At 46.1% G+C, this 23,001-nt stretch carries 23 protein-coding genes; 8 read left to right on the top strand and 15 right to left on the bottom strand.

Annotated elements, in window-relative coordinates; translation table 11 throughout:
• Positions 1–66: 66 nt before the first annotated feature.
• On the bottom strand, positions 67–1,233 hold the full coding sequence (locus tag Q0785_RS00520) for a M20 family metallopeptidase (RefSeq protein WP_298823737.1): 1,167 nt from the start codon (positions 1,231–1,233) through the stop codon (positions 67–69).
• A gap of 134 nt (positions 1,234–1,367) precedes the next feature.
• On the opposite strand from Q0785_RS00520, the gene Q0785_RS00515 reads away from it, so the two are divergent.
• The gene (locus Q0785_RS00515) at positions 1,368–2,600 is read left to right on the top strand and encodes a Zn-dependent hydrolase (protein ID WP_298823735.1); all 1,233 of its coding nucleotides are present in this window, start codon (positions 1,368–1,370) and stop codon (positions 2,598–2,600) included.
• A gap of 75 nt (positions 2,601–2,675) precedes the next feature.
• Here the strand turns inward: Q0785_RS00515 and Q0785_RS00510 are convergent, their stop codons facing one another.
• The 9 genes from Q0785_RS00510 to Q0785_RS00470 all read right to left on the bottom strand — a co-directional run bounded on the left by Q0785_RS00510 (position 2,676) and on the right by Q0785_RS00470 (position 11,693).
• Positions 2,676–3,254, bottom strand: a complete 579-nt coding sequence (locus Q0785_RS00510; protein WP_223640382.1) for a TerD family protein — start codon at positions 3,252–3,254, stop codon at positions 2,676–2,678.
• Between the two features lie 18 nt (positions 3,255–3,272).
• Positions 3,273–4,355 (bottom strand): toxic anion resistance protein, encoded by a 1,083-nt coding sequence (locus Q0785_RS00505; RefSeq protein WP_298823732.1) that lies wholly within the window; start codon positions 4,353–4,355, stop codon positions 3,273–3,275.
• 20 nt (positions 4,356–4,375) lie between these two features.
• Positions 4,376–5,989: a YceG family protein gene (locus Q0785_RS00500; RefSeq protein ID WP_298823730.1), complete on the bottom strand. Its 1,614-nt coding sequence runs from the start codon at positions 5,987–5,989 to the stop codon at positions 4,376–4,378.
• 24 nt (positions 5,990–6,013) lie between these two features.
• A complete protein-coding gene (locus Q0785_RS00495) occupies positions 6,014–6,829 on the bottom strand; it encodes a hypothetical protein (RefSeq protein WP_298823728.1) in 816 nt (271 codons plus the stop codon).
• Positions 6,826–7,935 (bottom strand): cysteine protease StiP family protein, encoded by a 1,110-nt coding sequence (locus Q0785_RS00490; protein ID WP_298823726.1) that lies wholly within the window; start codon positions 7,933–7,935, stop codon positions 6,826–6,828. The genes Q0785_RS00495 and Q0785_RS00490 overlap by 4 nt, the downstream gene beginning before the upstream one ends.
• A complete protein-coding gene (locus tag Q0785_RS00485; protein WP_298823724.1) occupies positions 7,932–9,302 on the bottom strand; it encodes a phosphoribosyltransferase family protein in 1,371 nt (456 codons plus the stop codon). The genes Q0785_RS00490 and Q0785_RS00485 overlap by 4 nt, the downstream gene beginning before the upstream one ends.
• Positions 9,235–10,380, bottom strand: coding sequence for an HpcH/HpaI aldolase/citrate lyase family protein (locus Q0785_RS00480; RefSeq protein WP_298823722.1), 1,146 nt, complete (start codon positions 10,378–10,380; stop codon positions 9,235–9,237). Before Q0785_RS00480 ends, Q0785_RS00485 begins: the two co-directional genes overlap by 68 nt.
• A gap of 108 nt (positions 10,381–10,488) precedes the next feature.
• Positions 10,489–11,067 carry a TerD family protein gene (locus Q0785_RS00475; RefSeq protein ID WP_298823720.1) on the bottom strand — a complete coding sequence of 193 codons (579 nt, stop codon included), beginning with the start codon at positions 11,065–11,067 and terminating at the stop codon, positions 10,489–10,491.
• A 14-nt stretch (positions 11,068–11,081) separates the two neighbouring features.
• Positions 11,082–11,693: a TerD family protein gene (locus Q0785_RS00470; RefSeq protein ID WP_223640406.1), complete on the bottom strand. Its 612-nt coding sequence runs from the start codon at positions 11,691–11,693 to the stop codon at positions 11,082–11,084.
• A gap of 307 nt (positions 11,694–12,000) precedes the next feature.
• Between Q0785_RS00470 and Q0785_RS00465 the strand changes: the two genes are divergently transcribed.
• The 5 genes from Q0785_RS00465 (at position 12,001) to Q0785_RS00445 (ending at position 17,715) form a co-directional block, all read left to right on the top strand.
• On the top strand, positions 12,001–12,945 hold the full coding sequence (locus tag Q0785_RS00465; RefSeq protein ID WP_298824788.1) for a glycosyltransferase family 2 protein: 945 nt from the start codon (positions 12,001–12,003) through the stop codon (positions 12,943–12,945).
• Complete coding sequence (locus tag Q0785_RS00460; protein ID WP_298823714.1) at positions 12,935–13,330, top strand: GtrA family protein; 396 nt, start codon at positions 12,935–12,937, stop codon at positions 13,328–13,330. Before Q0785_RS00465 ends, Q0785_RS00460 begins: the two co-directional genes overlap by 11 nt.
• Positions 13,331–13,349: 19 nt before the next feature.
• Positions 13,350–15,926, top strand: a complete 2,577-nt coding sequence (locus tag Q0785_RS00455; protein ID WP_298823712.1) for a YfhO family protein — start codon at positions 13,350–13,352, stop codon at positions 15,924–15,926.
• Between the two features lie 101 nt (positions 15,927–16,027).
• Complete coding sequence (locus tag Q0785_RS00450; RefSeq protein WP_298823710.1) at positions 16,028–16,669, top strand: superoxide dismutase family protein; 642 nt, start codon at positions 16,028–16,030, stop codon at positions 16,667–16,669.
• A 170-nt stretch (positions 16,670–16,839) separates the two neighbouring features.
• Positions 16,840–17,715: an SDR family oxidoreductase gene (locus Q0785_RS00445; RefSeq protein ID WP_298823708.1), complete on the top strand. Its 876-nt coding sequence runs from the start codon at positions 16,840–16,842 to the stop codon at positions 17,713–17,715.
• A 119-nt stretch (positions 17,716–17,834) separates the two neighbouring features.
• Here Q0785_RS00445 and Q0785_RS00440 read toward each other — a convergent pair whose 3' ends face one another.
• The 5 genes from Q0785_RS00440 to Q0785_RS00420 form a co-directional block, all read right to left on the bottom strand.
• A complete protein-coding gene (locus tag Q0785_RS00440; protein WP_298823705.1) occupies positions 17,835–18,530 on the bottom strand; it encodes a DUF2071 domain-containing protein in 696 nt (231 codons plus the stop codon).
• A 98-nt stretch (positions 18,531–18,628) separates the two neighbouring features.
• On the bottom strand, positions 18,629–19,447 hold the full coding sequence (locus tag Q0785_RS00435) for a manganese catalase family protein (RefSeq protein WP_223640437.1): 819 nt from the start codon (positions 19,445–19,447) through the stop codon (positions 18,629–18,631).
• A gap of 22 nt (positions 19,448–19,469) precedes the next feature.
• On the bottom strand, positions 19,470–19,754 hold the full coding sequence (locus Q0785_RS00430) for a hypothetical protein (protein ID WP_298823702.1): 285 nt from the start codon (positions 19,752–19,754) through the stop codon (positions 19,470–19,472).
• 170 nt (positions 19,755–19,924) lie between these two features.
• Positions 19,925–20,344 carry an organic hydroperoxide resistance protein gene (locus Q0785_RS00425; protein ID WP_298823700.1) on the bottom strand — a complete coding sequence of 140 codons (420 nt, stop codon included), beginning with the start codon at positions 20,342–20,344 and terminating at the stop codon, positions 19,925–19,927.
• A gap of 67 nt (positions 20,345–20,411) precedes the next feature.
• A complete protein-coding gene (locus Q0785_RS00420; RefSeq protein ID WP_298824785.1) occupies positions 20,412–21,221 on the bottom strand; it encodes a PAS domain-containing protein in 810 nt (269 codons plus the stop codon).
• A gap of 137 nt (positions 21,222–21,358) precedes the next feature.
• On the opposite strand from Q0785_RS00420, the gene Q0785_RS00415 reads away from it, so the two are divergent.
• Positions 21,359–22,063 carry a type 1 glutamine amidotransferase domain-containing protein gene (locus Q0785_RS00415; RefSeq protein ID WP_298823698.1) on the top strand — a complete coding sequence of 235 codons (705 nt, stop codon included), beginning with the start codon at positions 21,359–21,361 and terminating at the stop codon, positions 22,061–22,063.
• Positions 22,064–22,117: 54 nt separating this feature from the next.
• On the top strand, positions 22,118–22,321 hold the full coding sequence (locus Q0785_RS00410; protein WP_298823696.1) for a hypothetical protein: 204 nt from the start codon (positions 22,118–22,120) through the stop codon (positions 22,319–22,321).
• The last annotated feature ends 680 nt before the right edge of the window (positions 22,322–23,001 follow it).

Below are 23,001 nucleotides of genomic sequence, written 5' to 3'. Positions count from 1 at the left end.
AGTAAATAATCAAGTGATTCCGACAATTAATGATTTTCCGCTTGCTATTGTACGTGTTTTATAACATTATCCTTTTAGCTTATTCAAAGCATCCACCGTTACTTTAGTCATCGTTTCAATTCCAATTTCCAAAGCGTCTTCGTCAAAAAAGAATTCCGGATCGTGCAGGGGTTTGGGTGATTCTTCTCCTGCTTTCGAACATCCCAGCCAATAGAATGCACCGGGGATCTTCTCCAGGAACCTGGAAAAATCCTCCCCTGCCATGGATGGGTCGACTTCCGGCAAAGCTTCATCCCCCAGTAGACCGCTGGCACTTTCGCGCACTAACTCTGACCATTCCGGAGTGTTGATGGTGGCTCCATAACCTTCTGCATAGTCGAAATCAATTTTCACCTCATAAGCAATCTCAAAACCTTTCACTAAGTTTTCCAGACGCCGTTTCACAGTTGCTTTAGCTTTTTTGCTGTAGGTGCGGACTGTTCCGTTTAACACGACCTGATCCGCTATGACATTATAGCGATAGCCGCCTTCGATCGTACCAATGGTTATCACAGCGGATTCCAAGGGATTTACGTTCCGGCTGACAATTGTTTGCAGAGATGAGATGAATTCAGCCGTCACGACTATGGCGTCTTTTCCTTGATGGGGCATACTGGCATGTCCGCCTGCTCCTTTGATTGTGAAAGACAGTTTATCTGATGCGCCCATCATTTCTTTGTCGCGTACACCAATCTGGCCGACTGGCAAATCGGGCCATACATGCTGTCCGAAAATGACATCCGGCTGGAATTCATCGAAGACGCCATCCTCCATCATCGGTCTCGCTCCACCGATGGGCGAAGCTTCTTCATTTGGCTGAAAAACGAGCAACACACGACCAGGCAGCTGCTCTTTCATTTCCTGCAGTTTAAAGGCTGTTCCCAAGAGCATTGATGTATGTGCATCATGGCCACAGGCATGCATCTTGCCATCCACTTTGGATTTAAATTCGACAGCGGTCTTTTCCAGAATAGGAAGAGCATCAATATCTGCCCGGAGCGCTACCGTTCCGCCCTCTCCGTCGCCTTCGATAATGCCGAGTACACCCGTTTTTGCAAATCCTGTCTTAAAGGGAATGCCCGCCTTTTGCAGCTCTTCCTGAATCCGTTTAGAAGTTTCCCACTCTTCTCCGCCCAGTTCCGGATTTTGATGTAGAGCTCTTCTAATTTCCTTTACTTGGTCGATTACTGCCATCGCTTTTCATCCTTTCTGTTTTAGTGACTCACTTCGAGAATAGCACAGTTGAAAAAAGCTGTGTACAAAATTCTGAATTCAATAGGAATTATGCTACTATTGAAGGACAATTTCATGGGAAGGGATGAACATGGATGAATATCAATATAAACCGTTTGATGTCGGCTATCGAATCTTATGCTAAGTATGGACAAGTCGAAGGCGGCGGAGTAACCCGTCCCAGTTTTTCAACTGCCGATTACCAGGTACGGGATCTTTTCAGTCAGGAGCTGGAGGCTCTCGGCATGACTGTATCAGTCGATGCGATCGCCAATATTTGGGCAACTTTACCGGGGTCTGACGAGATGAGTCTTCCACTGGTGATAGGGTCTCACCTTGACACCGTTCCAAATGGAGGCAAGTATGACGGTGCTTTAGGCGTTCTGGTTGCTAAGGAAATTGTCGAGACTTTAAAAGAACATCAAGTCACATTGGCTCACCCTCTGCAAATCGTCTCCTTCACTGCTGAAGAAGCCAATGAATTTAATTTTTCGACCATGGGAAGCCGGGCTTTTAGCGGAAAGCTGAGCTCAGAGGAATTACTGGCGGCAACAGACCGGTCGGGAAGAACCTTGGCGGCGGCAGTCAGAAAAGCCGGCGGCGACCTCTCAAAAGTCGGCAACGGCAACAAGAAAGCAATGGCAGCCTATTTCGAATTGCACATCGAGCAAGGAAGCAAGCTGGAGAACGAAAATTTATCCGTAGGGGTCGTCGACAGTATTGTCGGAATCTACCGGGATCTGATTACGATTGACGGCCAGCAGAACCATTCCGGAACCACCATCATGAAGAACCGGAAGGATGCTCTCGTGGCTGCCAGTGAAATGGTAGCAGAAGTGCAAAGGTTAGCGATTGCCCTCAACAGCGATACGGTCGCCACAGTCGGCAAATTCGAAGTGTTTCCAAATGCAGCTAATATCATCCCGGGCCGTGTCGAATTTATACTTGAAGTGCGTTCTGCTGATGGACAGGAACGCAGAAACCTGGTTCAGCGCATCCATGATTCCTTCCGTGTGATTATAGAAAGGCATGGCGTTGAAATGGCGATTGCAAATAACTACAACACACAGGAATGCGATTTCGACAGGCAGCTGATGGGTTTCATGGAAGAGGCGGCGGCTGAATCCGGTATTCGTTACACCGTTCTGCCAAGTATGGCCGGACACGATGCCATGAATCTGGCGGCAATAACCAAGTCCGTCATGGTCTTCGTCAAAAGCATAAACGGCATCAGCCATAGCCCGCAGGAATTGAGTCTTCCAGAAGACATCGAAAAGAGTGCCAATGTCCTGCTAAACGCTTTAATGAAAGCAGATCAGGCTCTTTAAAACTCTGCTCTCTGTATTTTCAGCAAAAAAATAAACCGTTTATCAGTTCAAAACTGATAAACGGTTTTTAATTAATTAGCCTAAGCCATAATCATTCACTAATGCCGCAAGGCCGCCCTGATAGCCGCTGCCGATTGCGTTGAACTTCCATTCATTGCCATGGCGATACAATTCGCCGACCACTAGAGCCGTTTCAATTGAGAAATCTTCCCCAAGGTCGTAACGGATCAATTCTTCGTTTGAATTTTCGTTCACAATGCGGATAAAGGCATTCGATACCTGGCCGAAGTTTTGTCCGCGGCTGTCCGCTTCATGGATGGTTACAGTGAAACTGATTTTATGGACATCAGCAGGAACATTCGGCAAGTCGACAATCACTTGCTCATCATCGCCTTCTCCTTCTCCTGTTAAATTATCGCCTGTATGGGTAACCGCTCCACCCGCACCAACCAAGTTGTTATAGAAGATAAAATCTTCCGGCCCACGTGATTTACCATTTTCCCCCACGAGGAAGACTGAAGCATCTAAATCGAAATCTCCGCCACCGCTGTATTTATTGGTATCCCAGCCTAAACCGACGACCACTTTTGTTAGGCCCGGATTTGTTTTCGTTAAGTCGATCTTCTGTCCTTTTGAAAGATTGATAGTTGACATATTGATTTCCTCCTCCGATTAATTAGCTTTGCGTTGCGTGTCTTCGTATTTCTTCTGCAATTCTTCGATGCGGAGACGGCCTTCTTCACGCATTTTGCGATTTTCCTGTTCAATCTCGCGCGTGTCATTCATCCCCTGCATAATAGTCTCCCATGTTTGTTCAATCGTTTCAATCTTGATGCTCGGTTGGCCGGACATTCTAGCGATATCAACACTTTGGCGTGAAATGTCGTTGGCATTGTTCAATAGCATCTCATTGGTGCGCCGGTCCAATTCGCTCATGGATTCAGCCACCAGGTTCTGCCGTTTTGCCGCAATGGCATTGATCAAGCCTGTTTTGAAGATCGGGATGGTCGTCACAAAAGCCGAGTTGATTTTACCGATCAATTTTGTATTCCCGCGCTGCAGCATGCGGATTTGAGGTGCTGACTGATAAGATACCTGTTTAGCCATTTCAAGATCATAAACCCGCTGTTCCAGAAGCTCGATAGCATTCTGCAGGGAATTCAGTTCCATCAAGGCCATTTGGTCACCGGACTCCGCTTTTGCACGGACAGCTGGTTCCTGGGCTTTCAGTTCCTCTACTTTGATATCGCCGGCCGCGATGTATTTCTCCAATTCCATGAAATAATTGAAATTTTGATTATATAATTCTTCCAGCGTAGTCGTTGATTTTTTCATTTCGCCTTCGTACTTGGTGATTTCAACATATACTTTGTCGATTTCAGTACCCATGGTCTGGTATTTATTGAAGAGCTGCTCGATCACTTTATTGCCTTTATTGAAAATTTTATTGAGGAAGCCTTTCTTTTCGACAAAATCCTTCTTGTCGAATTTGTCCATGATTTTGCCGAGTTGCTTCAGCAATTCGCTGGATTCCTCCATGCTGTTTGCTTGGACGGAATTCAGGACTTTCCCTGTGAAAGCGGAAATCTCATTAGCTGGCTCACGGCCGAATTCCAATAAAGCGATTTGGTTTTTCGGATCGATCTTTGAAGCCAATTGAAGGACTTCAGGATCTTTCTTCAATTGAACTTTGAGTTGGTTTTCATCTTTCATCACCAATTCCTGCTGTTCAATTTGATCTGGCATATTAGTCATCGGTGTCCACTCCTTTTTGGCTACAGCCATTTCTTGAATATCTTTTTTACTACGGAAGGCTCACGGTACGGCTCGTTGAAGCTCCGCTCATCCAGCCAATGTGTATCAAATGATTCGGGATCCACCCAGCGTTCAATGTCCTGATGACCCTGCGGATTGATGATGATGACGTCGAGTCCGAAGACATGGATCAGGGAGATTGCGTTGGCATCCGCCCGGCTCAATTCGCCATCTTTTTCTTCGTTGTAGAACAACATCGTCGGTACGAATTGCGGATAATCGAACAATTGGATCAACTGGATCACCGAATCCGGCAGCGACATGGACTGGGAAAAAGCATAGAGCTGCAGATCTTCAAACGATTCACCGCTTTGCGGCAGCAGGATCGGTTTTTCGACATGTCGCCCTATCGCTGCTGCAATGGCAGTCTGGACGCCATCCGGCAACTTATTGTATTTCCACCAATGTGCGGCTTTCATTTTTTCCGGGTCAAGCTGTCCATCTTTTCCAAGAGCGGCGCGGTAATGGAATTGTTGATTGCCTTTTCGCTCTTCAATGAAGGGAAAGCTTCGAACCAATTTCGTATCTTCACGCTCCGTCAGATTATGGACATTATCCCAAAAACGTTTGCGGTCTTTTTCGATGCCCATGATTTTAGAGAAGACCACAGGAATGTTGACGCTTCCACTTGCTACTGAAAACGACGGCCGAACCATCGCCCGTTCTTTGGCAAGCATGAAAGCCTCGTCCATCGTCGTCTTCAAGCGCACCGAATGTGTCCGGTAGGATTTGAATTGGAACGGTTTGTAAAGCCCGGAATCATCATGATGCAACAGCCGATCCACTTCCTGGGTTGCCCGATAAGCGACCGTGCCGACGCGTTTCGGCTTTTCTTCCGGGAAAGGCAGAAGCGACTCGGCATTCACTTGGAAGCTATGGCTGTGAAGGCCTTCCTTTCCAATTGCCTGTTCGAACCAGCCTTCGCCTTTCGGATCATAGACGATGACGTGGAAGCCGAAATCAGCTGCCAACTTCAAAAACCAGGTTTCACTTTCCGAAGCGCTGCCATACCATAAAAAACCCGGCAGCCCTTTTTCAAGATCCAATTTTTCTATTTCAGGTTCGATATGGTTGAATATCCATTTGACTAGATCAGTCGTTACACGACGGAAAGAGGAATGGGTCGTATTTCCACCAGATTGTTCCTGAAACGCTTTCAGGACGTCGATCAGCATAACGCGGAGGCGTCTGTTCAGTCCGGTATCTTTTAATCTGGGAAGCAGGCCTTTGCCGTCAAGGAACGCCACCATGCGATTCGGGGACAGCCCTTTTTCTTTTTTGTTCATTTCGAACAGATCCTGCAATGTCCGTAGCCGTTCTTGCTCAATATGCTTATTCATTTTATCCGATAGGCGGATCAACCGCCCTTCTGCTGCTTCGATGACGTCATAGATGGAGGCGAAATATTCGTCGGCATCAAGTGTCATGCCCATCACCTGTCCAAGCAGCTGCGGATACGTAATCTGATCTTCTTCAATTTTAGTTTCACTGTGATCCACTATCGGTTTTTTCAGCCATTCCCCGATCTTTTCCGGATCCCAGGTTTTGGCGGGGATCGGGTGCAATTGAACCATCGGAATCTCTCCTTGCTTTGTTGCTTACTTACGCTGCAATGAAACCTCGGCGACACGGCCCAAGATCTCTTCTCCTACTTTAATGCCATGTTCAGCAGTCCTGTGAATGTGCCCAGATACCGGAACCGCGCTTTTTACTGCTTCTCCATGGGAGGCCAGCATACTGTAATCAGCACTTTCCAATAGGTCCAGATCCAACAGCGAATCACCTGCCGCCACTACATAAGTTGCACCCAGACGTTCTTTGACATACTCCATGGCACCTGCTTTCGTGATGCTTTCCGGCATGAAATAAAGTTTTCTTCCTTGGAGCGACATTCCCCATCCGAGCTTCTTAAAAGCTGCCGTATAAAAATCAAGCTTATCTTCAGGGAACCGCGCGCGGTCGACAATCAGATAGACGAACCAATTGTCCGCTTCCCGGACTTTCAGTACCCAGTCTTCCGAAAAATGGCGCTCAATTTCCGGCAGCAACTCCGTAATGATGGTTTTCCGGCTGACGCATTGCCGGCGAATTTCTTCCGACCATTCCTTGATCGGTACGCCATTCTCCAAAATGACGGCTCCATTGGAAATGACCGCAAAACGCGGTGCTTGCCGCCCTTTGAATATGCCTGTCACCCGCTCATATTGAGCCTGTGTACGCGTAGTCACCGGTAAAAAGAATACCTTTTCGTTGATTGCCCACAACGCGGACTGGCTGCTTTGCGTCATGAAGGACAAAGGCTTGCCTTCGTAGCGCTCCACTTCCACCAATTCGTCTTCTGCCACGTCCATTCCCATCGAATTACGCGAATAGATCAACGTTTGATCCAGATCACTGGCGAATAATACAGTCATATTTCTTTACCTGACCGGATCAAGCCGATTGCACGATAGAACAAATCGGGAACGACTTCCACCGGCACCTCTTTTTCTTTTGCCAACATCAAAATATGATGGACATCCGGATTATCAAGGCTGTTGACCAAAACCTTCCACGGACTTCTGCGAAGCAGGACGCGCGTCGTTTCTCCAACACCCGGTTTAATCAGATGGTAGTCGGTTTCACTGTACATCTGTTGGCCGATCGCCTCGACTTCCTTCATGCCCTGCCAGGTTCTCTCCGCCGTCACTGGCGTAGAGACTGCGTCCTTTTCGACTCTTTCACGCGTCACCGCAAAGCATTCCGTAATCTGGTCGACAAAATCATTGGATAGATCCTCCTCGAGCAGCTCTCCATAAAATTTCGCGCCGTGGAAATCATTTTCGCCGATATACAATTTGTTGAGGATCGTGCGGCTCACCAAACCTGAAACAGTAGCATTCAAACAGGCACTTGGAATAAGAAAGTCCTCACGCGTACCGAACAATACCGCACAGGCTCCCGGATCGGCCAAGACGGCCATATCGTCAAACAGCGTCATGCCCTTTTCTGCATTGAGGCCGTTGACCGCTTTGGTCAATTCTTTTTGTATAGCCCCTTTTCCAGTCCAGCCATCCACAAATTGGATGCGGCTGGTCGGATGCGCCATCCGGATTGAGTCGATCGCTTTTTCATCGATCCCTTTATCGCGCAAAATGGAGACGCTGTAATGCGGCCAGTCCATATTCAGCACTTGTTCGGCGTAGCGGCGGATCAAAACACCGATCGGGCTGCCTGCACGCGCCAATGACACAAGAACAATATCATCCGTTCCAGCATTCATGAAAATCCGGCGTGTCACCAAGCCTACGAGATAGCTTAATTGTTCCTTGGTTTTCAACACTGTTTCATGATAAAGATTGGTGTACTCCTCAGAAGGCCGATATTCCATCGGCAGCCGTTCTGCATAATGGGCACCCGTCTGAACCGCCTTTTCCCGTTCCTCTAATGTACTTTCCACAAACTCTTCGCTTACATCCTTCAATAGGAAAGTGATATCTTCTTTCGGATAACTCGTTTTCACTAGACCGGTTGCTATCATTCGATTTCTTCACTCCTTTTGGTGGTTGTCAGGGATATCCATTCCACTGGCGCCTTTTTCTCCAGATAAGCGATCAGTGGCTGCCATTCGGATTTGTCTATGACAGATTCAGCCAACAGGTAAATCCGGTCAATATCCAGTTCATTCAGATTATAGATGAATTGGCTGACTCCTTCTGCATCCGGCAACGCAAAACTGGCTTTTTCCTTAATCGGATAGCCGGTTGTCTGGGAGGCGAAAATCGGGCTGCGCGTCGTAGTCTGTACAAGCGGGCTGCCTTCCAATGCCAAAGCAAAACGCAAAGGCAGATACATGTTTTCGCCTATCCCGATGACAAGCGCTTTATCACTCGTACCACGAGCCAGCCGGACTGCTTCTTGTGCCCATTCAGCTATTTCATCCTGTTGCTTGCTGGTGATGCCGAAACGTCCAGTATAAGAGATATACTGTTGACCGGTTTTTGAGCCGACAGCTAATTTCCTGCCCGGCAATTCGACATCCGGAAGTTTGAAAACCGTTCCATCCAATGAAACCAATTCCGGTTCCTCAGGTGCTGAGCTGTGCAACAGGTCGAATTGGCCAGCCATTAAAGACAGCACCTTCAGACTGATGCCCCGGCCAGATGCCATTTCTTCCAACTTTTCTTTTTGGCTTTCATTTCGCCAATCCAGAATGGAAAGAGATGCATAATTTTTTCCAGGGAATTGATCATCCAATGCACAAACCAGATTCAACAGCGTATTGCCTGTAGAAATTTCATCATCGATCAAAACGATGGTTTTCGCTTCTTCAAGCATACCCGAAGGCGCATATACTTTATGGGACGTTGCGTGGGAATGTTCTTCTTCAAAGACAAAAGATGGGGTGATGCCGATAATTTCTTCACGCGTTGTATGGATATAGGCAGCTTCTTCAAAATGCTGAAAAACCGAATGGCCAAGTCCGGTGGCTGTTTCCGCCATACCGATGAACACCGTTTTTTCAGGCATTGCTTTTTTAAATTGAAGTGCCTCGAAACTTACATGACGATCCGCTGTTCCGGATTCGATCATTTTCACAAGAGAAAGCGTATCCGGATATCCTTCAAGGCCGACTTCTTCCATCAGCAAGGAAGCAAGCAATGTTCCTGTACCGAGAGCCAAAGCAGGATGGACAGCCAAATGCTTGGCAATCAACTTGCTGACAAAGAGGAATTGACGCTTTTTGTTGACACGCAGCGCGACAGAAAAAAGCGATTCCGGCGAAAGGCCAGGATAGGCTTCTGCGACAGAAATATTAATATCCAGATTACCCCAGAGTTTAGTGTTGATTTGATAATTGGTTTGCCCGGATATGGTTGAGGACGTCGATTGGTTGATAGTTTTCATTCAGCACCCCGTAGACTTCCGCTTGAGCGGTAATTTTCCTTGCCCAACTCAAATGCGGTTTTACTTCGTTCATTTTATTGCGTTTGGGACTTTGCAGAACACCATTTCGCTTACTGCTTTCATTAAGAATCAGTTGAGCGTCTTCATAGGCTTCAAGCGTTACGATATGGCCCGCATTGACGATGGAGATCTGTGATGGATGAATGCAGGTTTTTCCTTTGAAACCGTTCAGGATGTCCAGTTGGACTTCTTCCCACAATGTCTGTTCCGGTTTCGAGGAAAGCCATAAACGTTCTCCACTCGAAAAATGTTCATATACAGGTCCAGATACCGTATAGCCATCTTCTGAACGGCCAAAGCGGTTTAAGATGGAAATCAGGCAATCCCGGATGATGTGGACATCGTAGATCGTCCGTTCTGCAGGTCGCCGCAAACCGTAAAGGCTCGAAAAATCAGTTGCTCCTACCCGGACGGTCAAAATCCGCTCAGCTTCAGCTTGCATAATACTGTGTAAATCAGCCAGCGTCTGTTCGCGGGATTCACTGTACAGAACTTCCTTCGTTTCAAGAAGAGGCAATGCGTAGAGTCTTCTGCCTGCCGCTTCACTCGCTCGATCCAGCGCATCGAAAAACAACGGCAATGTAGCCGGCAAACATTTTGGAAAAACGACTCCGGTCAATACGCTTAATGCCGTTCCCGCCTTTTTGATCAATTTATCCAATTGATTCGGCGTGCGAATCCGCAAAAACAAAGCCGGACCTGCTGCCAACTGTTCCGCAGTCGCCTGCTCCAATTTTTTCAACTCACCCACTACATTTTCTTCCGCCAGCTTCAATTCTGTATCAGCTACTGCATCTTCCAAACAGACAATCAATGTCGTCAAGCCGGTAAACGCTCCATTATTATAATCCCCACTTAAAATCCTTTGAGCGAAATCCACTCTGGATCCGGGTGTATAAAGTGCTGCACCCAAGGCCAGGCTTAAAGTTTCCCGTTCCGCATCACGGCTGAATTCTGCCGGGGAATATTTAAAAAAAGTCTTTAAATCAGAATCGGTCAATCCGTTAAAATGTCTCATGCGTGATCCCTCCCGGCATGCTGCTGACTACAGCCCGTTCAAATTATCATTTCAACTATGAATGGAGAAAAAGCAAGGAGAAAGTCTCCTTGCTTTTCCATCGTTTACTCAGCTGTTTAAGCCAAAGTCCTTAACAAGAGACTCTAAGCCGCCTTGATAACCGCTGCCAATGGCATTAAATTTCCATTCTCCTCCATGACGGTAAAGTTCACCGACAACAACTGCAGTTTCAATTGAAAAATCTTCACCCAGGTCATAGCGGATCAATTCTTCATTTGTGTCCCCATTAACAATACGGACGTATGAATTACTTACTTGGCCGAAGTTTTGGCCGCGTGCTTCCGCATCATGGATGGTGATGGCAAAAGTCGCCTTCTCGATTGATGCTGGAATAGCAGACAGGTCCACATTCACCTGTTCGTCATCGCCTTCACCTTCACCTGTTTTGTTATCACCTGTATGTTCCACTGCACCAGCAGCGCCTGTCGTATTGTTATAGAAGATGAAATCAGCTTCGGAAGCCGTTTTGCCTTCGCCGTTCAGAAGGAAGACTGAAGAATCCAAGTCGAAATCCTGCCCGCCGTCATATTTATTGGTATCCCAGCCTAAACCTACGATTACTTTGGATAAGCCCGGATTGCTTTTCGTTAAATCCACTTTTTGGCCTTTTGATAAATTGATTGCCATTATTCCATCACTCCTTAAGAATATTTGTTAGCGATTGATCCAATATCAGGTTCTGATGCACCTTCACCGATGGCAGAAAACTTCCACTCTGCACCTTGGCGGTAAAGTTCGCCTGTAATCAACGACATTTGGCCCGCATAATTATCGGTTAGGTTATAATGAACCAATTCTTCTTTCGATTGATTATCGACTAAACGGATAAAGGCGTTTTCAATCATGCCGAAGTCCTGTTTCTTTTGTTTGGCATTATAGATGTTTACTACAAAGACCAAGCGATGAACGGAAGGTGAAATACGTTTCAGGTCGATATTGATTGTTTCATCATCGCCTTCGCCTTCCCCAGTCAGGTTATCACCCGAATGGACCACGCTGCCGTCTTTGCTTTTCTTATTGCCGAAATAGATCAGGTTTTCCTTCGCCGTCAATTTGCCGTTTTCGTCCAGCAATAGGACAGAAGCGTCACAGTCAACCTCGGCTCCACCGCCGCCGCCCAATAGGCCGCTTAGGAATCCTCCACTTTTCTTTTTGGCGACTGGGTCCCAGCCCAAGCCGACCATAATGCTTGAAAGAGATGAACGTCCTTTTGTTAAATCGATTTTCTGACCTTTTACAAGATTAATCGCCATTCGTAACACTCTCCATTCATCAGTATGTATTCTATTTTAATGGTATCGGTCCAACATGTAAAATTCAACGAATAAAGCCTGACAGCACTTTCAACTATTCAAACCGCTTGAAGTCAGTTCCTACTGCCTTCAGTTTTAGAGACAGTAAAGCCGCGCTGAATTTTCAGTCAAATGTTTTCTTTAAACACCTGACGTATACTAATACGTATCTAAGGTCAGGAAGTTTCATTTTCCTGAGGCATACTTCTTAAATGACGCGGGTAATGTAAGCTAAAGATAGATTTTCACGAACAGATCGAAAGGGGAAATAAACATGAAGCTTATCTCCATTGTGGTTCCAGCTTATAACGAGGAAGCCAATATCGCTTCGATGTATGCGAAATTGGCGCAGGAACTTGAGGCGCTTCCATATCGTTATGAAATCATGTTCATCAATGATGGCAGCAGTGATGGCACACTCCAGGAAATTTTAAAACTGGCAGAAGCACATGACACTGTAAAATATATTTCACTGACACGGAATTTCGGAAAAGAGTCGGCGATGCTCGCTGGCTTGAAACGCATCAAAGGAGACGCCGCCATCGTAATGGACAGCGACCTGCAGCATCCGCCCACCCTGATTGGAGAGATGGTCCGGGGTTATGAGGAAGGCTTTAACCAAGTCGTAGCCAAACGGTCACGCACCGGAGACACCAAAGTCAGGTCCATACTCTCTTCCCTTTACTATAAACTGATCAACTCCATCACCGATGTCGACTTGCAGGACGGTGAAGGCGACTTCCGGCTGTTGAGCCGTAAAGCCGTCAATGCGATTCTGGCATTGAGTGAAAGCAATCGCTTTTCCAAAGGGCTGTTCTCGTGGATCGGCCTCAGCAAGAAAACCATCAATTATGAAAATGTACTGCGGACTGATGGCGATTCAAAATGGTCGTTCAATAGCCTGGTCAATTACGGAATCGACGGAATCGTTTCATTTAATATGAAGCCTTTACGCATTTGCTTTTACACAGGCTTCCTGGTTCTATTCCTTTCACTTATCTACATTTTCTATACACTGTACACTATATTGCAGGAAGGCATCGGGGCTCCGGGCTACTTTACAACGATTACCGCCATTCTCTTACTGGGCGGCATTCAATTGATCAGCCTCGGGGTCATCGGCGAATACATCGGACGCATCTATAATGAAACCAAACAGCGCCCGCATTTTCTTGTAGATATCAGCAATGCGGATGAATATGATGAGATTTAAAACGGTGAATACTGAGTTTACCCGCTTTCTCTTTGTCGGCGGCCTGAATACCTTGAGCTATTACACCATTTACCTTGTACTTCATAACGTTTTTTCAATGCCTTATCTGCTGGCGCATATTGTGGGCTTTCTGATCAGCTTGAACATTTCCTTTTTCTTGAACTGCTATGTGACGTATCGCATTAAGCCGACCTTAAAAAAATACTTGTATTTCCCTTTAACACAGGTGGTCAATATGTCTGTTTCCACAGCGTTGATATACATTTTCGTTGAGTTTCTTCACCTCAACAGCAATATTGCGCCTTTCGCGGCGGTATTATTCACAATTCCCATCACTTTTGCGGTATCCGGTAAAATCCTGAAAGATACGGCTCAGCCAAAATAAGCACAAAGACGGTGACTCTATGCAAAAGCTACGCCCTGCTCTTCTGTTATTCTTCAGTTTCCTGCTGTCGGCGATTGGCCACTTGGTTTTTCTCCATCAGTGGACACGCAGCCATTTCATGGTGGGAGTCAATGATGGACTATCACAAATGATGCCTTTCAAGCACTTGTTATACGAACAATATACCCGAGGAGAGTTTTTCTATTCATTTGATTTCGGCTTAGGGGCTGGCACGTTCAGTGAGCTGTCTTATTATTTCTCCACATCCATCGTTTTTCTGATTACCGTGGTGATCGTTTTCCTATTCGAGATAAGCAACATCATCCAGACGACAGACGTACTGTTCTGGGCAAATGCTGCCGTCTTTATCAGTATCGTCCGTCTGACAGCTGTATTATTCATCACGACACGCCTGTTCATGTACATGAGGATATCAAAGCCGGCAGCTCTTTTGGGAGCTTCCCTCTACGGCATCTCGGGCATGTATTTCCGCCATGCCACCTACTGGGAGTTTTTCGCGGACGCTTTCCTATGGTTGCCGATCCTCCTGTTTGGTGCCGAAAAAATCTTCCGTGAACAAAAGCCCGGCTGGTTTTTGGCCGCGGTCGCAGTTTCAATGATCGACAATTTCTATTTTGCCTACATCAACCTTTTGTTGACAGGCCTCTATACCCTTTTCCGCTTGTTCATCCCACTAAGTGAAAATGGCGAGGACAAGAAAAAAGCAGTGATGCATTTTGCTGTTGCCGGCCTGGTTGGTGCTGGCATCAGCGCCGTTTCTTTCGTTCCCGCTGTCTATGCATACCTGAACAACCACAGGCCGCCTTTTCAGCAGGAGATTCCTTGGATCGATTTAACGGATAATATTCTTTTCAGCAGCCGTTTTATCGTTCTGCCGGCATTTTTCATACTGCTGTTATTTTGCGGCTTTCTTTATCGCCATAAAACGTTTCGCTTGTTTGCGCTTCTTGGCATAGCAGGCATCCTTATGCACCATAGCCCTTTGATCGGCAGTGCCTTCAACGGTTTCTCCGCACCCCAATACCGTTGGGAATATTTTTTATCCCTGGTTGCAGGAGGTGCCGTTGCCGTTGCATTCGATCAATTGCATAAATTTACGCTGCAGCGTTTTGCCATTGCCGCTGCTTTTGCGATTTTCTGTTTTGCGCTTTACGCTTCAGCAGATGAATATTTTGTCATCGATTCAGCGACTTCCCTATTAGCTTTTGGCAGCCTGCTGCTAACGCTGTTGCTGCTGTTCTTTTATATCCAATTCAAAAAGCCTTTGTTTAAATCCCTGTTGATGATTTCCTTATTTGCGTGGGTTTTGATTTTTTCCAACCTCTACCAGACAGAAAAACTTCTGGAAGACGGAAATATCGCACAGGTCAATGAGGAACTGATGACCGGAGCCGAATATGATGATCCGGAAATAAATGAATTGCTGGATTACATCCACGCAAAAGAGTCTGATGGACTTCACCGCATTGAATGGATGGAGGGTGTGCGCAACAATACACCAATTGTTCAGGATTTCCAGGGATTGAGTGCGTATTCCAGCATTTTGAATAAAAATTTATTGTATTTTTACTTATACGATCTTGAAATTGATATGGGACGTGAAAGCGTAAGCCGCTATGCGACGCTTGGCAGTCGGGCGAATCTGCACAGTCTGCTGCAGGGCAAATACGTCATCCGCCCACACGGAGATGAAAATATTCCATACGGCTTCACTGAAATCCATTCGAGTGAAAATTATGCAGTCTATGAAAACAGCTATGTACTGCCTTTTGCCCGGTCCACTTCCACAGTGTATCAGGAGCAGCAGTTAGCCGGCATGTCTCCGTTGATGCGTGAGCAGGCCATGCTGACGGGCATTGTACTTAATCAGGATTTAAAAGTTGAAGGTCTGCCCGGATCCGGTGACAATTCAGTCAGCTTTGAGACAACAGCAATCGGCGGAACCTATGATGATGGGCTATTAGAGGTGACTGAAGAAACCGGCGGCTTAAATTTACGTGTGGAGAACCCGCCTGAATCCGATGGTGATTTGTTCATCTCCTTCCACTTGGAAAACATGGCAGCCGATCAAGGCTTTCTACTCCAGGTGAATGGCTATCGCACCACACGAAAATCCAACCAATCGGTCTACAAAACCTTTGTAGATGATCTTACGATCCGAATTCCGGCGGCTGAACAAGTTGAAATCCGCCTTCCGGAAGGAACCTATGAGTTGACTGATATCCAGCTGTCTTCGGAGACCTATGAAATCTTGCGCGAACAAGCCGACCAGCCTGATTTATCCAGCAATTTAACAATCGACGGCAGTCATGTCAGCCTTGATTATTCCAATGCAGAAAATGACGATTATTTAAAATTGTCCATTCCTTACGAACGCGGATGGCGGGCAACTGTCAATGGCGAAGATGTGGAAGTGCTTAAAGCTGATTACGCTTTCGTTGCAGTTCCCTTGGAAACAGGCGAAAACACCATCTCCTTCACCTACCGGCCGCCATTCTTCAAATCGGCCGCCATCATAAGTGTCCTGTCTGCGCTTATTGGATTGTTAATTGTTTTCCGCAAAAGAAAAAAATGAAACTTCTTTATCCTACAAAAGAATCCATTTCAGAAAATTGCGTTTATTACCCCGTGAATATGTGTAAGGTAGAATAACATGATTACGAGGGAGGAGTTCAGATGAAGCGTTGGCTTATGCTTATTTTGGCACTGGCTTTCTTATTATTTTTGACAGCCTGCGGCAATGAAAGCGCAGAAGACCCACCAACAGAATCTGACGGCGCAACAGAACAGGAACCTGAAGACGATGGAGATGACTTGCCGCAGCTCGGAGACGAGACAGACGAGGAAAGCAGTGAAGAAATTCTAATGCTGACTGTTGAAATGATGGACAGTGATGGAAATGCAATTGGCACCGCCGAATTATCTGAAGAAGAGGCTGGTGTGATGGTAGCACTTGAAGTGGAAGGTTTGGAGGAAGGCATGCACGGCATTCATTTCCATGAAACCGGCATGTGTGAAGCGCCTGATTTTGAATCAGCCGGCGGGCATTTTAACCCGGATGGCGCCATGCATGGGATGGATAGTCCTGACGGACCGCATGCTGGAGATTTGCCGAATATTGAAGTAAGCGATGATGGCACGGCTTCGCAGGAGTTTACAGCTGAAAATGTGACACTCGCAATCGGCGAAGAAAACTCTCTGCTTAAAGAAGGTGGAACAGCGCTTGTCATCCATGCAGGAGAAGATGATCAAATGACGGATCCATCCGGTGACTCCGGCGATAGAATTGCCTGTGGAGTAGTTACTGGAGAATCATGAAAATTTCACTGAACCAGCTTTATGTCAAAACGGGAACTCCTTTACAAATGGGTGTTCCCGTTTTTCTTTCTTTATGAACAGTAGTCTTCCAGATAATTACTTTTGTGTTTAAGTGAAACAACAGCGGGAATAAGGAACATGACGCTAGTTAATTTTAAGGAGGATTCGTTATGGCTAAAGACAAATTCGAAAAAATTGATGAACAGGTGGATCCACAGGAACAATCGAAGCAACCAGGTATAGAAAAACAAATGGATCCGGAACCGATTTACGATGATAAAGACTATAAAGGCTCCGGGAAACTGGAAGGCAAAGTCGCCCTCGTTACAGGAGGAGACAGCGGAATCGGCCGCGCTGTCGCTGTCGCATATGCTAAAGAAGGCGCCAGCGTAGCCATCGCCTATCTCGATGAGCATGAAGACGCTGATGAAACGATCAAGGCGATTGAAGCTTACGGGGCTAAAGGCGCTAAATTCGCTGCAGATGTCAGTGATGTGGAAAACTGCAATCAGCTTGTAGTGGATGTCATTTCCGAATTCGGCCAGTTGAATATTTTGGTCAATAACGCCGGAAAACAGTTTCCACAGGATGATTTCCTTGCCATTAGTCCAGACCAGTTAATGGAGACTTTTTCAACCAACATTTTCAGTATGTTCTATTTGACACAAGCTGCTTTGCCGCATCTTCAAAAAGGCGACAGCATCATCAATACATCATCCGTCACAGCTTATCGCGGCTCTCCAGAACTGATTGATTATTCATCAACCAAAGGAGCAATCACGAGCTTCACCCGCTCCTTGTCCGCCAATATCGCGGAGCAAGGTATCCGGGTGAATTCAGTGGCGCCGGGCCCGATTTGGACACCACTCATTCCAGCGACTTTCGATGCAGAAAAAGTTGGAGAACAAGGCGGAGACACACCGCTGGAACGACGTGGACAGCCATCAGAACTGGCGCCTGCCTATGTCTATCTGGCTTCCAAAGATTCCACCTATGTGACTGGCCAGGCCATTCATGTAAATGGCGGAGATTATATCAGCTCCTGAATATCACTGACCCGGCAAATGCCGGGTCAGTTTTTAAATCCTTTTTTACTCGACGAAACGCGACGGGGAAAAGAAGGAAACTTCTCACAAGCCGCCTGTATGATGCAGACCATCTACTTTCACCTCTCCCTCACTGGTGTATAAAACTTCACTTTTTGCCCTTTTGAATAATGGGCCATCGGAAGATGATGATGAAGAGAAACAGGAAGATACGAAGCCATTGTGTTTTGATGGATCTGGCCTTTTAAGTAATGGAGCGTCCAAGCTGGATGTGTAATATCCACTCGATACAGCTGCTCCTTCGGTTTTGTCCACAAACAATACCGTTCCGTCAGCCATTGCTCTATGGAGCTTGGTGCAATGGGCTTTGAATCCTCTTTAAAAGTCATTCTAAAAGATTCCGGAAATTGATCTTTTTCGATTCTCCGGCTGCTGAATGTCCGGTGTCCCGCTTTCTTTGACAGGCTCATATCAGCATGCTGATATGGCAGAAAGCTACCGAGAGAAGCAGCTAGTACGGCAAGACGGCTGTCTGCATCCAAGCTGAAGAAATACACACCTTGCTTATTTTTGTATTTCACATACGTCCTGACGTTCAGCTCCAAGTAGGAACGTGTACTTGGAACTGGCGGAAGCAATCGAAGGCGTGTAGCTTTTGCGCGGAACAGCACGACTCCAATCCAAGGCCGATTATCGTATAAATCGATTTCCAATTCTTCCGGCACAAAACGACTCAGCCAACTAGACTCCACTGGCCAGTGCAAAAAAACAACATCTTTCCATTCCTGCTTCATAACCCAGGCTCTTTGTGACACCTTTCCTCCTCCTTTCCTTTATAGAAATTATCCGGCAGAACAAAAGAGGCTGCCCCTTAAAGCCATTGCATATGACTTTAGGGGCAACCTCAAAAGGGTTATTTCAGTTTATCTTCCGGCAATGAATTATGGGCTTCCGGTGGAGCTGGCTTCAGTTCAGGTTTAGTGCTGAAAGGCTCTGGTTTGCCGAATTTAAATTCGTGGCCATCTGGTGCAGGCTCATGCATCCACTTGAGCTCTTTGCTGCTTTCAGAGTTCGTGTACAGAGTATGGGAGTATTCAGTTGCTTCCCATTCTGGCGGAAGTGTTCCAGGCACAATCGGACCTTCTTTCGCTTCCAATTCTTTTATGGCAGCAAGCCATTGGTTTTGGTGCATCGTGTCACGTGCCAAGAGGAAAGAAAACAGGTCTTTCACACCTTTGTCGTCTGTCATGCTGTAGAGACGGGCTACCTGAAGGCGGCCTTGTGATTCTGCATTGACATTAGCACGGAAATCCGCCAATAAATTACCGCTCGCTACGATATATCCCGCGTTCCAAGGAACCCCATTGCTGTCTTTCGGGGAAGCACCTAATCCATGGACGATGGCATGCTGCGGATTCATGCCGCCCATGATTGCTCCTACAATCGGATCGCTGGCAGCTTTTTCCTGTTCGTAAACAGGTGCCCCTTCAAGGAGCCTTGCCACCATAGTTGCCAGCATTTCAATATGCCCCAACTCCTGCGTTCCTGTATCCATCAGCAAATCTCTGTATTTTTCGTTTCCCCTTGTGCTCCACCCTTGGAATAAGTATTGCATGGCAACTGACATTTCGCCGAATTGCCCGCCGATCAATTCCTGTACTTGTTTAGCGAACACCGGATCTGGAGCGTCCGGTTTAGCGTGGTATTGAAGTTCTCCTGTATGAAAAAACATAAATAAAACCTCCTGTTTGATTTTAGTTTTTGTCTTCGGAGCCTATGCGTCCTTCACTATCAGGCTTAGCATCTTCAGGATGTCCACCATCGTAATCAGAGTCATTTCCTCCAGCATTATAAGAATCGCCGGTTTGTTGTTTCTGCTGCTTTTCTTTTTGCTCTTTACTCAAAGCATCTTCCGGATGTCCGCCGTCATAATCAGAGTCATTTCCTCCAGCATTGAAATTTTTATTTTCTTCAACTGAATTCTGACCTGTAGATTCTGTATTTTTTGAAGTCCGTTGGTTCTTCTGCTCTTTGTCCATTCCCTCCATCCTCCTTTAATTTCAGTATGACTCTGCATTATATTTCTACCCCGCTCCGATTTTTTAAAACCATATTCTGTATTTTTTCAACGTTATTGCAAACTGCTGTTACTACTTAATTAAAATAAAAAAAACCGGAAAAATTAGCTTTCCGGCTTTTTTTGGAATTCTTATACTATTTTAAATTCTACGTCCACATTGCCTCTTGTTGCTTTAGAGTAAGGACAGAACGCATGTGCTTTTTCTACAAGGTCTTTCGCTGTCGCTTCATCGACACCTTCCAAATGGGCATTCAGTGTGACCCCGATTTTAAAACCATCGTTGCCTTCATCTTTTAGGAAATGCACATCGGCTTTGATGGAAGTGCTTGAAACATTCGCTTTTTCTCTTTTGATCATTAGGTTCAAGGCTCCGTCAAAACAAGCTGAGTAGCCTGCTGCAAATAATTGTTCAGGATTCGTGCCTTCTCCTCCGGGACCGCCCAATTCTTTCGGAGAGACCAATTGAAGATCCAATACATTGTCTTCGGAAACGACTCTTCCTTCACGGCCACCAGTGGCTGTGACAGATGTTGTGAATAATGCTGACATTTTTCCAACCTCTTTCCTGATTAGTATTTGAGAACAGTTAAAACTTACCTCTAATTCCAATACAGAGTCAACTGATATGGTTTTCACTTGTGGTTTTTTGTGTAATGAAATTTAAGGCTCTCTCAATGGTAGAAAAAGTGATCAAGCGGCTGTCCCGATCCAAATCATTTGCAAATTGCTGGGCAGCTGCCGGGGAAATACCTGTTACATAAAGATTACTTCCCATAATCCGCAACGCTTCGTAAATCTGTGTGAACCAATAAAGAGGCGATTTTTCATTCCATGACAAGCCAGTGATATCGATGATGGCATGTTCAATGCGATGCTCCTGCACATACTCACAAATCTTCACTTTCAAGGTTTCAAAGCGTTGCAGATTCATCGTCCCTACAAGTGCTACGGTCGCCACATTTTCCTGTACAGATAAAATCGGCAGCATCAACTTTTCAATTTCGTCTTCGTTGGCCATGATTGCCTGTTGCTGAGAACGTTCAAGTGTGATGTCTGTTTGAGTCCCGATGAAATACAGCTTGTCCTCTATACGGACAGGTTCGATGGCAAGGCGATTCCAAAATGGAGAACCGTCTTTGCGGTAATTCTGCAACGTCAAGATGACCTGCTTTTCGTCCGCAATGGCTTCTTTCATTTTTTGAATATCTTCTTTTGCGGTCCCTGGTCCCTGCAAGAATCGGCAATTGCGCCCAATCACTTCTTCTTGTGTATATCCTGTCATTTCGATAAAGGTTTTATTGGTATAAATAATCGGATTGTCGTGCTGTGACGGATCGGTCACAATAGTACCCACTTTACTGCCATCAAGCATAGCTTCAAGTAAGGTCACTTGGGTTTCCTGAGTTAACTCTTTCAAGCGGTCCACCTCATCTTTCGTATCATGGAATAATCGTAGCATATCTCTGCAACTGAATCCATGAACTCCCCCGTTGCCACGTTTCAGGATTTCCCTATAGGGTAAATGAAGAAACAAGGACTTTCTAAAAGTAGGAGGAAGATATGATGGCAAAAGTATTAGCGGTTTTATCCAATGGCTACACGGACGAAGAAAATAATTATGTGACCGGCTGGTGGGCGGAAGAATTGTTCGCACCTGCATTAGAGCTCGAAAAAGCTGGACATATTGTGGGGCTGGCTTCTATTGACGGGGGCAAGCCAGTGGTCGATCCACTGAGCCTCAGCAAAGACTATGACCCGAATGGAATTTATAAAAAACAATACGAATCGGGCATGGCAGATAAAACAACTCCGATCGTCGATGTTAAGGCCAGTGAATATGATGCCATCATGATTGTCGGCGGACACGGAGCCATGTTTGATTTGGCGAAAAACGAAGATTTGCATGCAGTGATCAACATTGTCTATGAACTGGGCGGTATTGTCTCAGCTGTCTGCCACGGACCGGCTCCGCTGATTTTCACAAAAACTAAAGAAGGCCGTGGAATTCTTGAAGGTCTGAAAGTTACCGGGTATCCGAACGATATGGAACCGGAAGAAGTGGTGGATCTGTTGCCGTTCAGCCTCGAAGATGAATTGAAGAAAATCGCGGATTACCATGAAGAGAAAGACCAGGATGCTTATGTTGTCTGGGGCAGCAAACAGGTACTTACAGGCCGTGATCCGCAATCTTCAGAGCTTTTTGGCCGGGAGTTGGCGCAGAAGTTGACTCAGCGTGAACTGCAGGCAGAAGAAAAGTTTATGGATTGAACCTTTGCTTTAGCGGGTAAAGATGACTAACAGTAAGTTCAAGGAGGCATTCAAATGAGTAATAGCGATAAAGACGATTACATGAAAGAGACTAAAGAAGAAGCTAAGCGCCATCCACCTGAAGAGAAAGAAGGACTGCAAGAGCCAAGGACTACAGGCTACAAACCTTTGCAGCTGGGCATCATCATCTTTGTCGTCCTGGTTCTCATCATTGTCGGCTTCGGAATCGGAACAGATTGGTTCGGCATTTTTGATTAACACTTTACGCACTTGTGTAACTTAAGAAGTTCCAAAAAAAGCCTCCCATTTATTGGGAAGCTTTTTCTTATGCGGTTCGATTGTGTTTCCACATCATGTGGCAATATCGGATGAAGCAGCCGATGCAATAGCCCATAAGTGCCAGTCCTCACTCCGACAGCATTTTAGGTTGCGGACAGTATTTTATTCGTTTGGGCAGTAAGCTCTATTAATGGAATAAAACCATTCTTCATTTCAAAAAAAATCCAAAAAACTTGTCACAATCTCCTGAAAATCACTGTTATCCAGGAAAAACCGTATACAACGCAAAACCGCTGAAGAAAAATCAATGATTTTTCTTCAGCGGTTTTATTTTAGCGTCTTAAAAGAACGCCATTACCGGTAAGGTTTCCAGCGCTTGTCGGAGGCCCGCAGGATGCGGGTCAGCTAACCGTTGCGACACGATGTCGCGCACTTAGGTTAGCTTCTGCTGTTGGGCACTTCCGCTTTTCTTTTTGTCCAGACTCCAGCAGCCAGCCCCTCGAGTCGCTTCACCCTTACCCGCAATGGCAACGAACGCCATTACCGGTAAGGTTTCCAGCGCTTGTCGCGGCTAAGCGGCTGCTTCCGCTTTTCTTCGGTGTCCAGACTCCAGTGCCCAGATTCTTGGGTCATAAGCCACTCTGGCTGTGCGGCTGAAA

It is taken from the genome of uncultured Planococcus sp., assembly GCF_947501725.1.
In the GTDB taxonomy this organism is placed as follows: Bacteria; Bacillota; Bacilli; order Bacillales_A; family Planococcaceae; genus Planococcus; species Planococcus donghaensis_C.
Note: the sequence above shows the minus strand (reverse complement) of the source record. Positions and strands in the feature narration are given on the sequence as shown.

Coding starts and splice junctions, on each gene's coding strand:
- Q0785_RS00505 (WP_298823732.1), bottom strand. CDS start 4,355: ATGACTAATATGCCAGATCAAATTGAACAGCAGGAATTGGTGATGAAA.
- Q0785_RS00475 (WP_298823720.1), bottom strand. CDS start 11,067: ATGGCAATCAATTTATCAAAAGGCCAAAAAGTGGATTTAACGAAAAGC.
- Q0785_RS00500 (WP_298823730.1), bottom strand. CDS start 5,989: ATGGTTCAATTGCACCCGATCCCCGCCAAAACCTGGGATCCGGAAAAG.
- Q0785_RS00480 (WP_298823722.1), bottom strand. CDS start 10,380: ATGAGACATTTTAACGGATTGACCGATTCTGATTTAAAGACTTTTTTT.
- Q0785_RS00430 (WP_298823702.1), bottom strand. CDS start 19,754: ATGGACAAAGAGCAGAAGAACCAACGGACTTCAAAAAATACAGAATCT.
- Q0785_RS00495 (WP_298823728.1), bottom strand. CDS start 6,829: ATGACTGTATTATTCGCCAGTGATCTGGATCAAACGTTGATCTATTCG.
- Q0785_RS00450 (WP_298823710.1), top strand. CDS start 16,028: ATGAAGCGTTGGCTTATGCTTATTTTGGCACTGGCTTTCTTATTATTT.
- Q0785_RS00415 (WP_298823698.1), top strand. CDS start 21,359: ATGGCAAAAGTATTAGCGGTTTTATCCAATGGCTACACGGACGAAGAA.
- Q0785_RS00510 (WP_223640382.1), bottom strand. CDS start 3,254: ATGTCAACTATCAATCTTTCAAAAGGACAGAAGATCGACTTAACGAAA.
- Q0785_RS00520 (WP_298823737.1), bottom strand. CDS start 1,233: ATGGCAGTAATCGACCAAGTAAAGGAAATTAGAAGAGCTCTACATCAA.
- Q0785_RS00515 (WP_298823735.1), top strand. CDS start 1,368: ATGAATATCAATATAAACCGTTTGATGTCGGCTATCGAATCTTATGCT.
- Q0785_RS00460 (WP_298823714.1), top strand. CDS start 12,935: ATGAGATTTAAAACGGTGAATACTGAGTTTACCCGCTTTCTCTTTGTC.
- Q0785_RS00435 (WP_223640437.1), bottom strand. CDS start 19,447: ATGTTTTTTCATACAGGAGAACTTCAATACCACGCTAAACCGGACGCT.
- Q0785_RS00455 (WP_298823712.1), top strand. CDS start 13,350: ATGCAAAAGCTACGCCCTGCTCTTCTGTTATTCTTCAGTTTCCTGCTG.
- Q0785_RS00425 (WP_298823700.1), bottom strand. CDS start 20,344: ATGTCAGCATTATTCACAACATCTGTCACAGCCACTGGTGGCCGTGAA.
- Q0785_RS00490 (WP_298823726.1), bottom strand. CDS start 7,935: ATGATAGCAACCGGTCTAGTGAAAACGAGTTATCCGAAAGAAGATATC.
- Q0785_RS00470 (WP_223640406.1), bottom strand. CDS start 11,693: ATGGCGATTAATCTTGTAAAAGGTCAGAAAATCGATTTAACAAAAGGA.
- Q0785_RS00485 (WP_298823724.1), bottom strand. CDS start 9,302: ATGAAAACTATCAACCAATCGACGTCCTCAACCATATCCGGGCAAACC.
- Q0785_RS00445 (WP_298823708.1), top strand. CDS start 16,840: ATGGCTAAAGACAAATTCGAAAAAATTGATGAACAGGTGGATCCACAG.
- Q0785_RS00410 (WP_298823696.1), top strand. CDS start 22,118: ATGAGTAATAGCGATAAAGACGATTACATGAAAGAGACTAAAGAAGAA.